15 protein-coding genes are annotated in these 12,365 nt (G+C 63.8%); all 15 read right to left on the reverse strand.

Annotated features, from left to right (window positions below):
- Positions 1–11: 11 nt before the first annotated feature.
- The gene (gene hisS / locus PJ259_RS10295) at positions 12–1,319 is read right to left on the reverse strand and encodes a histidine--tRNA ligase (RefSeq protein WP_017639745.1); all 1,308 of its coding nucleotides are present in this window, start codon (positions 1,317–1,319) and stop codon (positions 12–14) included.
- 24 nt (positions 1,320–1,343) lie between these two features.
- Positions 1,344–2,456, reverse strand: a complete 1,113-nt coding sequence (gene ispG / locus PJ259_RS10300; protein WP_058759998.1) for a flavodoxin-dependent (E)-4-hydroxy-3-methylbut-2-enyl-diphosphate synthase — start codon at positions 2,454–2,456, stop codon at positions 1,344–1,346.
- A gap of 27 nt (positions 2,457–2,483) precedes the next feature.
- A complete protein-coding gene (locus PJ259_RS10305; RefSeq protein WP_271655688.1) occupies positions 2,484–3,461 on the reverse strand; it encodes a RodZ domain-containing protein in 978 nt (325 codons plus the stop codon).
- Positions 3,458–4,228: a type IV pilus biogenesis/stability protein PilW gene (gene pilW, locus PJ259_RS10310; RefSeq protein WP_059315829.1), complete on the reverse strand. Its 771-nt coding sequence runs from the start codon at positions 4,226–4,228 to the stop codon at positions 3,458–3,460. Before pilW ends, PJ259_RS10305 begins: the two co-directional genes overlap by 4 nt.
- Positions 4,229–4,238: 10 nt before the next feature.
- Complete coding sequence (rlmN, locus tag PJ259_RS10315) at positions 4,239–5,378, reverse strand: 23S rRNA (adenine(2503)-C(2))-methyltransferase RlmN (protein WP_059315830.1); 1,140 nt, start codon at positions 5,376–5,378, stop codon at positions 4,239–4,241.
- A 93-nt stretch (positions 5,379–5,471) separates the two neighbouring features.
- Entirely contained in the window at positions 5,472–5,903 is a 432-nt protein-coding gene (gene ndk, locus PJ259_RS10320; RefSeq protein WP_007162425.1) for a nucleoside-diphosphate kinase, read from the reverse strand.
- Between the two features lie 91 nt (positions 5,904–5,994).
- Entirely contained in the window at positions 5,995–6,195 is a 201-nt protein-coding gene (gene iscX, locus PJ259_RS10325) for a Fe-S cluster assembly protein IscX (protein WP_017639750.1), read from the reverse strand.
- 11 nt (positions 6,196–6,206) lie between these two features.
- Complete coding sequence (gene fdx, locus PJ259_RS10330; protein WP_017639751.1) at positions 6,207–6,545, reverse strand: ISC system 2Fe-2S type ferredoxin; 339 nt, start codon at positions 6,543–6,545, stop codon at positions 6,207–6,209.
- Between the two features lie 7 nt (positions 6,546–6,552).
- Complete coding sequence (gene hscA, locus PJ259_RS10335; RefSeq protein WP_059315831.1) at positions 6,553–8,412, reverse strand: Fe-S protein assembly chaperone HscA; 1,860 nt, start codon at positions 8,410–8,412, stop codon at positions 6,553–6,555.
- Between the two features lie 45 nt (positions 8,413–8,457).
- A complete protein-coding gene (gene hscB, locus PJ259_RS10340; protein ID WP_059315832.1) occupies positions 8,458–8,979 on the reverse strand; it encodes a co-chaperone HscB in 522 nt (173 codons plus the stop codon).
- A gap of 8 nt (positions 8,980–8,987) precedes the next feature.
- Positions 8,988–9,311 carry an iron-sulfur cluster assembly protein IscA gene (gene iscA / locus PJ259_RS10345; RefSeq protein ID WP_007162420.1) on the reverse strand — a complete coding sequence of 108 codons (324 nt, stop codon included), beginning with the start codon at positions 9,309–9,311 and terminating at the stop codon, positions 8,988–8,990.
- 9 nt (positions 9,312–9,320) lie between these two features.
- Positions 9,321–9,707, reverse strand: coding sequence for a Fe-S cluster assembly scaffold IscU (iscU, locus tag PJ259_RS10350; RefSeq protein WP_007162419.1), 387 nt, complete (start codon positions 9,705–9,707; stop codon positions 9,321–9,323).
- Positions 9,708–9,734: 27 nt separating this feature from the next.
- On the reverse strand, positions 9,735–10,949 hold the full coding sequence (locus PJ259_RS10355; protein WP_059315833.1) for an IscS subfamily cysteine desulfurase: 1,215 nt from the start codon (positions 10,947–10,949) through the stop codon (positions 9,735–9,737).
- A gap of 31 nt (positions 10,950–10,980) precedes the next feature.
- On the reverse strand, positions 10,981–11,478 hold the full coding sequence (iscR, locus tag PJ259_RS10360) for a Fe-S cluster assembly transcriptional regulator IscR (protein WP_059315834.1): 498 nt from the start codon (positions 11,476–11,478) through the stop codon (positions 10,981–10,983).
- 84 nt (positions 11,479–11,562) lie between these two features.
- Complete coding sequence (trmJ, locus tag PJ259_RS10365; protein ID WP_059315835.1) at positions 11,563–12,351, reverse strand: tRNA (cytosine(32)/uridine(32)-2'-O)-methyltransferase TrmJ; 789 nt, start codon at positions 12,349–12,351, stop codon at positions 11,563–11,565.
- Positions 12,352–12,365 lie beyond the last annotated feature (14 nt).

Below are 12,365 nucleotides of genomic sequence, written 5' to 3' on the forward strand. Positions count from 1 at the left end.
ATCCGTTCTCCTCAATTCCCGCGACCGGAACCGGCCAGGGGCAAAATCTCGTCCAGACGGGCGGCCAGGGCCGCGAAATCGACCTTTTCCTGGGGCGCATCGCCACGCAGCGGCTTGAGTGCCACCTGTTGCGCGGCCAGTTCGTCTTCACCCAGGATCATGGCCCAGAGCGCGCCGCTCTTGTCGGCCTTCTTGAACTGGCTCTTGAAGCTGCCGGCACCGGCATTGACCAGCAGACGCAGGTCCGGACGGGCATCGCGCAACTGTTCTGCCAACTTCAGGCCGGCCAGCTCGGCCGCCTCGCCAAAGGCGCACAGGTAGAGATCGGCGGGTCGCTGCAGATCGCCAGGCAGGCATTCCAGGGTTTCCAGCAGCAGCACCAGGCGCTCGACCCCCATGGCGAAGCCGACACCCGGGGTGGGCTTGCCGCCGAACTGGGTGATCAGGCCGTCGTAGCGGCCACCGGCACAGACGGTGCCCTGGGCGCCCAGCTTGTCGGTGACCCACTCGAAGACCGTACGGCCGTAGTAGTCCAGGCCACGCACCAGCTTGGGGTTGATCTGGTAGCGGATCCCGGCGGCGTCCAGACGGGCCTTGAGGCCGTCGAAGTGCGCGCGGGACTCGTCGTCCAGGTAGTCGGCCAGGGTCGGGGCGTCCTGCAGCAGCGCCTGGGTCTGGGCGTTCTTGCTGTCGAGGATGCGCAGCGGATTGGTGGTCAGGCGGCGCTGGCTGTCTTCGTCGAGCTGCTCGAAGCGTTCCTGTAGATAGGCCACCAGGGCTTCGCGATAGCGGGCGCGATCGGCGCTGGAACCCAGGCTGTTGAGCTGCAGGGTCACGGCGTCGGTCAGGCCCAGGCGTTGCCAGAGGCGCGCGGTGAGCACGATCAGTTCGGCATCGATGTCCGGACCGGGCAGGTTGAACACCTCCACGCCGATCTGGTGGAACTGGCGATAGCGACCCTTTTGCGGCTTCTCATAACGGAACATGGGCCCGGCGTACCAGAGCTTCTGCACCTGGCCACCACCGGTCATGCCGTGTTCGAGCACGGCCCGCACGCAACCCGCGGTGCCTTCCGGACGCAGGGTCAGGGACTCCTCGTTGCGGTCGAGGAAGGTGTACATCTCCTTGTCCACCACGTCGGTGCCCTCGCCAATGCCACGGGCGAAGAGTTCGGTGAACTCCATGATGGGCAGACGGATCTCGTGGTAGCCATAGCCGTCGAGCAGCGTCGCGAAGGTACGTTCCAGGTAACGCCAGGCCGGAGTCTGCTCCGGCAGGATATCGTTCATGCCACGGATGGCTTGCAGGGACTTGCTCACGAAAGGGCCTTATTCCTTGATCTTTCAGCTGCGCGCGATGAGCGCGGCATCCGCTTCGGCCTTTTCGGCCGCCTTGCGGCGGATGAGCCCTTCCAGCTCGTCCACCAGATTGTCGTTGTTCAGCTTGGACGCCGGCTTGCCATCGATGTACACCAGGTTGTTCGGCGTACCTCCGGTCAGGCCGACATGGGCTTCCTTGGCTTCGCCGGGACCGTTGACCACGCAGCCGATCACGGCGACGTCCAGGGGCACCAGCAGGTCTTCCAGGCGCCCTTCCAGCTCGTTCATGGTCTTGACCACATCGAAGTTCTGCCGCGAGCAGCTCGGGCAGGCGATGAAGTTGATGCCCCGCGAGCGCAGGCGCAGGGACTTGAGGATGTCGAAACCGACCTTGATCTCCTCGACCGGATCGGCCGCCAGGGAGATGCGGATGGTGTCGCCGATGCCTTCGGCCAGCAGCATGCCCAACCCCACGGCGGACTTCACCGTGCCCGAGCGCAGGCCGCCGGCTTCGGTGATACCCAGGTGCAGTGGCTGCTCGATACGGGTGGCCAGCTGGCGGTAGGCCGCCACGGCCATGAAGACGTCACTGGCCTTCACGCTGACCTTGAAGTCGGGATAGTCCAGCTTCTCCAGATGGTCGACGTGGCGCATGGCCGACTCCACCAGGGCTTCCGGAGTGGGCTCGCCATACTTTTTCTGCAGATCCTTTTCCAGCGAACCGGCATTGACGCCGATGCGGATCGGGATACCGCGCTCGCGGGCTGCATCGACCACCGCCTTGACCCGGTCTTCGCGACCGATGTTACCGGGGTTGATACGCAGGCAATCCACACCCAGCTCGGCCACGCGCAGGGCGATCTTGTAGTCGAAGTGGATGTCGGCCACCAGCGGCAGGCTGACCCGCTGCTTGATGCGACCAAAGGCTTCGGCGGCGTCCATGTCGGGGACGGAGACACGTACGATGTCGGCACCGGCGTCCTGCAGACGCTGGATCTGGGCCACGGTGGCGTCGACGTCGCAGGTTTCGGTGTTGGTCATGCTCTGCACGGCGATGGGAGCATCGCCGCCGACCGGCACCGAGCCGACCCAGATCTTGCGGGACAGCCGACGTTTGATGGGCGATTCGCTATGCATGCTGGTTTCCCATGAGGTCGCCGGACGTCATTGTCCGGCCTGACCGAGTTTGATGCGGGCGGTCTCGCCCTTGGTGAAGGGCGCAAGGTCGACGACCTGACCGTTGTAGGTGATCTGGGCACCGCGCGCGAAGCCGAGACGGATGTTCACGGGCGGTTTGATCGAGGCGTAGTCGAGGCTCTCGCCACCCTTTTTCACACCGCTGAAGAGAATCTTGCCCGTGCTGTCGCTGACCTGCGTCCAGCAGTTGGCCGTGAAGCGGATGCTCAGGCTGTCGCTACCCGTGGTAGGCGAGGCAGCCGCCGCAGTCGTCGGGCTGGCCGACGGCGTGGTGGCTGGTGCAGTGGTGGCTGGCGCGCTCGTCCCCGTCGTCGGCGTCGGTGCCGGCATCTCGCTCGGCGTAGTCATGGCGGCGATGGCATTGGTATCGGGCGTGGGCGTACCCACCGGTGACGGCACGCCCGGCGCCGGTGGCTGGGTGGCGACCGGGGGCTGCTCTTCCGGCTCGTCGATGGGATGGATCTCGGTCTTGCCATCGGCGCCCTCGACCTCGACATGCTCCATGCTCACGGCACTGCTGCTGGAGGCCTGACGGCTGCGCTCTTGCCACCAGAACAGACCCATGGCGATGAACAGCACCACCAGGATGAAACTGACGAACCTGAGGACATTGCGCGACAGCCGCACCGGCTCGTCGAGGCGTCCCAGGCTGTGGACCGTACTGCCCTTGGCATCGGTGCCGGTATAGCCATCGAAGGTACGCACCAGTTCGACCTGGTCCAGGCCAAGCAACTTGCCATAGGCCTTGGTGTAGCCGCGGGCGAAGGTGTGCCCCGGCATCTGCTGATAGTTACCGGTTTCGAGCTGCTCGATGATGCGCTCGCTAAGATTGAGATTCTGGGCGACCTGAGCCTGGCTCCAGCCAAGCGCCAGGCGCTTTTGACGCAAGATCTCACCGGGATTACCCCGTCCGGCGTGTACCGCTTCGGATTGCACTGCGGTCATTTCTGCTCCGACTGAAGTTGACGATATTCAGGTGAGTTCGGGTACAGGCGCTTCAGCTGCAGGGCATAACTCGCGGCGGTGTTGCGGTCGTTGAACACTTCGGCGAGGCGGATCCCGAGCAACAGGCTGCGGGCATCCTGGGGACTGAGCTGGCTGAAGGCCTGGTAATAGTTCCGGGACGGCACATAGTCGCGCGTCTGGTAGGCCAGTTGAGCCAATTCGAACAGAGCCCTGGGCTGATTGCGATCCAGTCGCAGGGATTTTTCCAGATTTTCCTTGCCCAAGTCGACCTGATTGAGTCGCAGGGCGGTCAGGCCGAGATTCTCGAACACCCGGGCGCGCTCGGGGTACAGGCTGTCCTCGGCGGCCTGGGTAAAGCGCTCATAGGCATCCTTGTAGCGCCCCTGCTCATAGAGGAAGCTGCCGTAGTTGTTGAGGATGCGTGCATCGTGGGGCCGCTCGCGCAGAGCCAGGCGATACTCCTGATCCGACAGTTCCGTCTCGCCCTGGGCCTGGAAAACCAGCCCCAGCGCGGCATGGGCGTCGGCGCTGGAGGAATCCAGCTCCAGGGCCTTTTTCAGCGGCACCTTGGCCTGTTCGGTATTGCCCTGCTGGACATAGCCGAGGCCGAGCTGGATATAGGCATCACGCGCCTGCATCCGCCCCTGGCGGGTATCCATGGGATTGCGATCACCCTCGGTCACGCAGCCGGCGAGGCCGCCGACCACCAGGGCGAGCGCGACAGCCGCAAAGCGCGTGATCGCCATGGTCGCGCCCTCAGCCCTGGAGTGGCGTTACGGTTTCGGCACCGTCGAGCTGGCGGACGGCGATGTAACGCTGGCTACGGCGGGTACGGTCCATGACCTGCCCCACCAGCTGACCACAGGCGGCGTCGATATCGTCGCCACGGGTGGTACGCACCGTGACGTTGAAACCGGCCTGCTGCAGCAGCTCCTGGAAACGACGGGTGGCGTTCTTGCTCGGCCGCTCGTATCCGGAGTGCGGGAAGGGATTGAAGGGAATCAGGTTGATCTTGCAGGGCACGTTGCGCAGCAGCTCGATCATCTGCAGCGCGTGCTCGGGCAGGTCGTTGACGTCCTTGAGCAGGGTGTACTCGATGGTCAGGACACGCTTCTCGCCCAGTTGCCCGATGTATCTCTGGCAGGCATCGAGCAGCATGGCCAACGGATACTTGCGGTTGATCGGCACCAGCTCATTGCGCAGCTCGTCGTTGGGCGCGTGCAGCGACAGCGCCAGGGAGACGTCGATGTGCTTGGCCAGCTCCTCGATCATCGGCACCACGCCCGAGGTGGACAAGGTGACCTTGCGCTTGGAGATGCCGTAGCCGAGGTCGTCCATCATGATGCGCATGGCGGAGACGACGTTGTCGAAGTTCAGCAACGGCTCGCCCATGCCCATCATCACCACGTTGGTGATGGCGCGGTCGATCTTGGCCGGTACGCTGCCAAAGGACTTGTTGGCGATCCACACCTGGCCGATCACTTCAGCGGCGGTGAGGTTGCTGTTGAAACCCTGCTTGCCAGTGGAGCAGAAGCTGCAGTCCAAGGCGCAACCGGCCTGGGACGACACGCACAGGGTGCCACGGCCGTTCTGCGGAATGTAGACGGTCTCGACGCAGCTGCCGGAGGCGACGCGGATCACCCACTTGCGGGTGCCGTCGCGGGAGATATCTTCGCTGACGATCTCGGGCCCACGGATTTCCGCGGCGGCCTTGAGCTTTTCCTTGAGTGCCTTGCCCAGGTTGCTCATGGCGTCGAAATCGTCGATGCCGAAGTGATGGATCCACTTCATGACCTGGCCGGCGCGGAAGCGCTTCTCCCCGATGGACTCGAAGAACGACTCGAGTTGCGGCTGGGTCAGGCCCAGCAGATTGACCTTATCGGTGGCTGTGGTCATGGGATCACCTCGACGAAATCTGTTTGAAGCCCGCGCGAGGCGCGGGCGGTGCCAGGAAGGCGGGCTGGCCGCTTCCCTGGCCGGCGCTCATCCTTAGCGGATGCGCTCGCAGACTTCGGTAGCTGCGAAGAAGTAGGAGATCTCGCGAGCGGCGGACGCTTCGGAATCCGAACCATGGACGGCATTTTCGTCGATGGAGACGGCGAAGTCGGCACGGATGGTACCGGCGTCGGCTTTCTTGGGATCGGTAGCGCCCATCAGCTCACGGTTCTTGGCGATGGCGTTGTCGCCTTCCAGCACCTGAACCACGACCGGACCCGAGGTCATGAAGGAGACCAGATCCTTGAAGAAGGGACGCTCTTTGTGTTCGGCGTAGAAGCCACCGGCCTCGCGCTCGGACAGCTGGACCATCTTGGCAGCGACGACGCGCAGGCCAGCCTTCTCGAAGCGGGTGACGATCTCACCGACGACATTCTTGGATACGGCATCGGGCTTGATGATCGACAGGGTACGTTGAACAGACATGTGAACTCCGAATGTGGGAATAGAGCAAAAACGAAACCCGCGGATTATACGCGGGTCCCGGTGAAAAGCGTAGCGCGGTACGGGCGATGCGTCAGGCGGACTCGTCGATCCAGGCGGCCTGGATGGCCTCCAGCACCTTCTCTCCACCGCGCTGGGGATCGTCGTCGAACTCCGGCAGGTCCACGACCCAGTTACGCAGCTTGACGAAGTTCACGTAGCGCGGATCAACGTCGGGATGGGCGTCGTTGAGTTCGATGGCGATATCCAGCACATCGGTCCATTTCAGTGCCATGACAGCTGTCCTCAGTGACCTTCGGAAACCTGGTTGATGGTGTAGCGCGGAATCTCCACCACCAGGTCTTCGCTGCCAACTACCGCCTGGCAGGACAGGCGCGAACGCATTTCCAGACCCCAGGCCTTGTCCAGCATGTCGTCTTCGAGTTCATCGGAAGGTTCGAGGGAGTCGAAGCCTTCCTGGACGACCACGTGACAGGTGGTGCAGGCACAGGACATCTCGCAGGCGTGCTCGATGTCGATGCCGTTGCGCATGGCCGCGGCGATGATGGTTTCGCCTTCGCTGGCTTCGAAGACCGCGCCCTCGGGGCAGTGCTCGGCGTGGGGCAGCAGGGTGATCTGCGGCATGATGGAACTACTCCTCGATATCGTTGAGACGGCGACCCGCCAGGGCCGCCTTGACCGAGGCGTTCATCCGCCGGGCGGCGAAGGCATCGGTCACCTGAGAAAGACGCTTGGTCTGCTCTTCGAGCGCCTGGACGTCAGTGGCTTCCAGCAGCTCGGCCAGCCGGCCAATTTCCAGCTCGATCACCTGACGCTCCTCGGCGTCCAGCAACCGCTCGCCATCAGTGGCGACCGCGGCGGTGACCGCCTCGATCAACCGCCGCGCCTCGACCTGCTGCTCACGCAGCGCGCGGGCCTGCATGTCGTCGCCGGCGTGACGGAAGGAATCCTGCAGCATATTGGCGATCTCGCCATCGGTCAGACCGTAGGACGGCTTGACCTGGACACTGGCTTCCACCCCACTGGACAACTCACGCGCACTGACGCCGAGCAGGCCGTCGGCGTCGACCTGGAAGGTGACGCGGATCTTGGCCGCACCGGCGACCATGGGTGGGAAGCCGCGCAGCTCGAAGCGGGCCAGCGAGCGGGCGTCCTTGACCAGTTCGCGCTCGCCTTGCAGCACATGCACCAGCATGGCGGTCTGGCCGTCGCGATAGGTGGTGAAGTCCTGCCCCCGCGCCACCGGGATGGTGGTGTTGCGCGGAATGATCTTCTCCATCAGGCCGCCCATGGTTTCTAGACCCAGGGACAGCGGGATGACGTCCAGCAACAGCAGTTCTTCGCCGGCACGATTGCCGGCCAGGGAATCGGCCTGCAGGGCAGCGCCGATGGCGACCACGCGATCCGGATCGATATCGGTGAGCGGGGTGCACTCGAACAGTTCGCCCACGGCTTCGCGCACATAGGGCACGCGGGTGGAACCACCGACCATGACCACGGCGGAGATCTCCACCGGCTCCACTTCCGCATCACGCAGGGCACGGCGGCAGGCCTTGAGGCTGCGCGCGACCAGCGGGGCGATGAGCTCCTGGAAGGTGCTGCGCTCCAGCACGCCCGACCAGTCGCCATGGCTGACCTCGACGCGCTCGGCGGCCGACAGGGCTTCCTTGGCGGCGCAGGCGCTCTGCAGCAGACGCCGCTGGGTACCCGGATCCAGATCGCTGGACAGGCCGGCCTGCTGGACGATCCAGCCGGCGATGGCATGATCGAAATCGTCGCCACCCAGGGCGCTGTCGCCGCCGGTGGCCATGACCTCGAAGACACCACGGGTCAGGCGCAGAATGGAGATATCGAAGGTACCGCCACCCAGGTCATAGATGGCGACCACGCCCTCCTCGCCTCGATCCAGGCCATAGGCCACGGCCGCGGCGGTGGGTTCGTTGAGCAGGCGCAGCACGTTCAGCCCGGCGAAGCGGGCGGCGTCCTTGGTGGCCTGACGCTGGGCGTCGTCGAAATAGGCCGGCACGGTGATGACGGCGCCGACCAGTTCGCCGCCAAGGCTGGCTTCGGCCCGCTCGCGCAGCACCCGCAGGATGTCCGCGGACACCTCGACCGGACTCTTGCGTCCGGCGGCGGTATCAATGAACGGCATTTCCGATTCACCAGCGACGAAGCGATAGGGCAACTGCTCACCCAGCTGCTTGACGTCGGCGATACCACGCCCCATGAGGCGCTTGACGGAAAGAATGGTATTGAAGGGATCCTGGGCGGCAGCGGCCTTGGCGCCCGCCCCCACTTCCACACCGTCGACGGCGTAGCGCACGGCGGACGGCAGGATCACCTCGCCCTGCAGATCGGGCAGGGTCTCGGCCACGCCACTGCGGACGGCGGCCACGAGGGAATTGGTAGTGCCCAGATCGATGCCCACCGCCAGCTTGCGCTGGTGCGGCTTGGGCGCCATTCCGGGTTCGGCTATCTGCAATAGAGCCATTGGCTAGTCGGCTTATGGTTGTCGGTGCCTGAGCGACACCTGTGATTAATCGTCCAGACGCTCTTCGAGCTGGCGGATCTCGCTGGCCAGCTTGTCGAGAAACTGCATGCGACGGACCAGGCGTTCGGCAGGCTCGCGCTGGGCGGGATCCTGCCAGATCGCGGCAAAGGCCTGCTCGATGTCGCGCTGCGCGTCCTTGAGACGCTGGCGGAAGGCGGGAATGCTCGCGCTGTCGCCGGCGTCCTGCAGGTCTTCCAACTCCTCGCGCCACTGCAATTGCTGCATGAGGAAATCGGTATCCTGGATGGTCGCTTCGAGCGGCATCTCATGCCCTTCGAGCTCCAGCAGATAACGCGCACGACGCGACGGCGCGCGCAGCACGTGATAGGCCTCGTTGAGCTCCGCCGACCGCTCTAGCGCCTGGCGACGTTCGCGCTCGGGCGCATCGGCGAAACGATCCGGATGGATCGTGCGGGCCAGGTCGCGATAACGCGAGGCCAGACCCGCTTGATCGATCTCGAAGGCAGGCACGAGCTCGAACAGCGCAAAGTGACAGGGCTTACCCATGGAAGGCCTCAGATGTTGAAGCTTTCGCCGCAGCCACACTCGCCACGCACGTTGGGATTGTTGAACTTGAAGCCCTCGTTGAGGCCTTCACGCACGAAATCCAGCTCGGTGCCGTCCAGGTAGACCAGGCTCTTGGGGTCGATGATGACCTTGACGCCATGGCTTTCGAACACCTGATCCTCGGCCGCGAATTCGTCGACGAACTCGAGTACGTAGGCCAGTCCCGAGCAACCCGTGGTACGAACGCCCAGGCGGATGCCCTCACCCTTGCCGCGCCCATCGAGGGACCGCTGCACGTGACGGGCGGCGGACTCGGTCATGCTGATCGCCATGGATCCTCCTTAGAGCAGGCCTTTCTTCTGCTTGTAGTCGCTTACCGCCGCCTTGATGGCGTCTTCGGCAAGCACCGAGCAGTGGATCTTCACCGGCGGCAAGGCCAGTTCTTCGGCGATCATGCTGTTCTTGATCGACGCCGCTTCCTCGATGCTCTTGCCCTTCATCCACTCGGTGGCCAGGGAGCTGGAAGCGATGGCGGAGCCACAGCCGTAGGTCTTGAACTTGGCATCTTCGATGATGCCCTGCTCGTTGACCTTGATCTGCAGACGCATCACGTCGCCGCAGGCCGGAGCGCCGACCATGCCGGTACCGACATCGGGATCAGCCGCGTCGAACTTGCCGACGTTGCGCGGGTTTTCGTAGTGGTCGATGACCTTTTCACTGTATGCCATGGTTCAATCCTCGCTTATCAGGGTGGGTCAGTGGGCTTGCCACTCGACCTGACTCAGGTCTACGCCTTCTTTGAACATGTCCCACAGCGGAGACAATTCGCGCAACTTGTTGACGGCTTCGGTGACCTTGCTCGCGGCATAGTCAACGTCTTCTTCGGTGGTGAAGCGACCGAAGGTGAAGCGGATGGAGCTGTGCGCCAGCTCGTCATTGCGGCCCAGGGCACGCAGGACGTAGGACGGCTCCAGGGACGCCGAGGTACAGGCCGAACCGGACGACACCGCCAGATCCTTGAGCGCCATGATCAGCGACTCGCCTTCGACGTAGTTGAAGCTCAGGTTCAGGTTATGCGGCACACGATGGATCAGGCTGCCGTTCAGGTAGACCTCTTCCAGGCCTTCGAACTGACGGTAGAAACGATCGCTCAGGGCCTTGATACGGACATTTTCCTGCGCCATCTCTTCCTTGGCGATGCGGAAGGCTTCGCCCATGCCGACGATCTGGTGGGTCGCCAGGGTGCCGGAACGCATACCGCGCTCGTGACCGCCACCGTGGGTCTGGGCCTCGATACGAACGCGCGGCTTGCGGCTGACGTAGAGCGCGCCAATGCCCTTGGGACCATAGGTCTTGTGCGCCGAGAAGGACATCATGTCGACCTTGAGCTTTTGCAGATCGATGTCGACCTTGCCGGTGGACTGAGCGGCATCGACGTGGAAGAGCACACCCCGGGAGCGGGTCAGTTCGCCGATGGCAGCGATGTCGTTGACGGTGCCGATCTCGTTGTTGACGTGCATGATGGACACCAGGGTGGTGTCGTCACGCAGGGCCGCCTCGACCATGTCGGGGGTGATCAGGCCATCTTCGCCCGGCTCGAGGTAGGTCACCTCGAAGCCTTCGCGCTCGAGCTGACGGGTGGTGTCCAACACCGCCTTGTGCTCGATCTTGGAGGTGATCAGGTGCTTGCCCTTGTTCTGGTAGAAGTGCGCGGCGCCCTTGATGGCCAGGTTGTCGGACTCGGTGGCACCGGAGGTCCAGACGATCTCGCGCGGGTCGGCGTTGACCAGTTCGGCCACCTGACGACGGGCGTTTTCCACCGACTCCTCGGCCTTCCAGCCGAACAGGTGGGAGCGCGATGCGGGGTTGCCAAAGTTGCCGTCCACCAGCAGGCACTCGCTCATCTTCTGAGCGACGCGCGGATCGACGGGCGTGGTGGCGGAATAGTCTAGGTAGATCGGCAATTTCATCGGTTACTCCTAATCAGACGGGCGTCTCTGCTCAGTCGATGGTGGACGCTTCGATTTTTTCGACCGCTAACGGCGATTGCTTGCTGGCACAGACCTTGTTGTCCTGACGCTTGGCAACCTGCTGGATCTCGTTGCGGGCGACCAGGTCAGCCAGGGTGATGCCACTGAGAAAGGTGTGGATCTGATCGCTCAGATCGCACCAGAGGTGGTGGGTCAGGCAGGTATCGCCCTGATGGCAGCCACCGCCGCCCTGGCAACGGGTGGCATCCACGGATTCATTGACGGCATCGATCACCTGCGCCACATGGATACCACCCATGTCGCGCGCCAGCTGATAACCCCCGCCCGGACCGCGCACGCTGTTGACCAGCGAACCACGACGCAGACGTGCGAACAGCTGTTCCAGGTAGGACAGCGAGATGCCCTGCCGCTCGGAAATGTCGGCCAGCGACACCGGGCCGCGCTGGGCGTGCAGCGCCAGGTCGAGCATGGCGGTTACGGCATAGCGGCCTTTGGTAGTCAGTCTCATGACGAACTCGAGCGGGTTGCATCGGATGAGCTCGATTATCGGATTCCCGACAAAAAAGGTCAACTATAAAACCAACCAAATCACTCAGGCATTATCTATCGGAGGGATAGTCCGCGGGTGGGATTCGCCACGGGCGGCCTTCTGGGTTTCGGTCAGGATGCCGCGCAGGATGTTCATCTCCAGCTTGCTGATGCCGGACCGCCCATAGAGGCGTCGCAAGCGACTCATCAGGTGGCGCGGCTTGGCCGGATCGAGGAAGCCGATCTCCACCAGGGTCTGCTCCAGGTGCTCGTAGTAGAGCTCCAGCTCCTCCACCGTCACCGGCTGGGTGTTGAGCATGGCGGTGGCTTCGACCTTGTTCATCTTGGTCGGCTGGTTCTGCGCGGCGAGCCAGGCCATGCGCACTTCGTACACCAGCACCTGGACCGCTGCGGCGAGGTTGAGCGAGCCGAAGGCCGGGTCCGAGGGGATGTGCACATGATAATGGCAGCGCTGCAGCTCTTCGTTGGTGAGGCCGGCGTATTCACGCCCGAACACCAGGGCCACTTCGCCGCCCTGCTCCACCTGGGCCAGGGAAGTGGTGGCGCATTCGCGTGGATCCAGCAGCGGCCAGGGGATACGACGATCCCGGGCGCTGGTGCCCAGCACCAGACTGCAGCCGGTCAGGGCCTCTTCCAGGGTGTCGACGACGATGGCGGCGTCGAGCACGTCGTTGGCCCCGGAGGCACGGGCATTGGCTTCGCCGCTGGGAAAATCCTCGGGATCGACCAGATAGAGGCGCGACAGGCCCATGTTCTTCATAGCCCGGGCGGCACCGCCGATATTGCCGGGATGGCTGGTGTTGACCAGAACGACGCGGATGTTATTCAGCACGTGGCTATCCTCGA

The sequence above is a fragment of the Pseudomonas sp. JBR1 genome (assembly GCF_028198185.1).
Taxonomy (GTDB): domain Bacteria; phylum Pseudomonadota; class Gammaproteobacteria; order Pseudomonadales; family Pseudomonadaceae; genus Chryseomonas; species Chryseomonas oryzihabitans_E.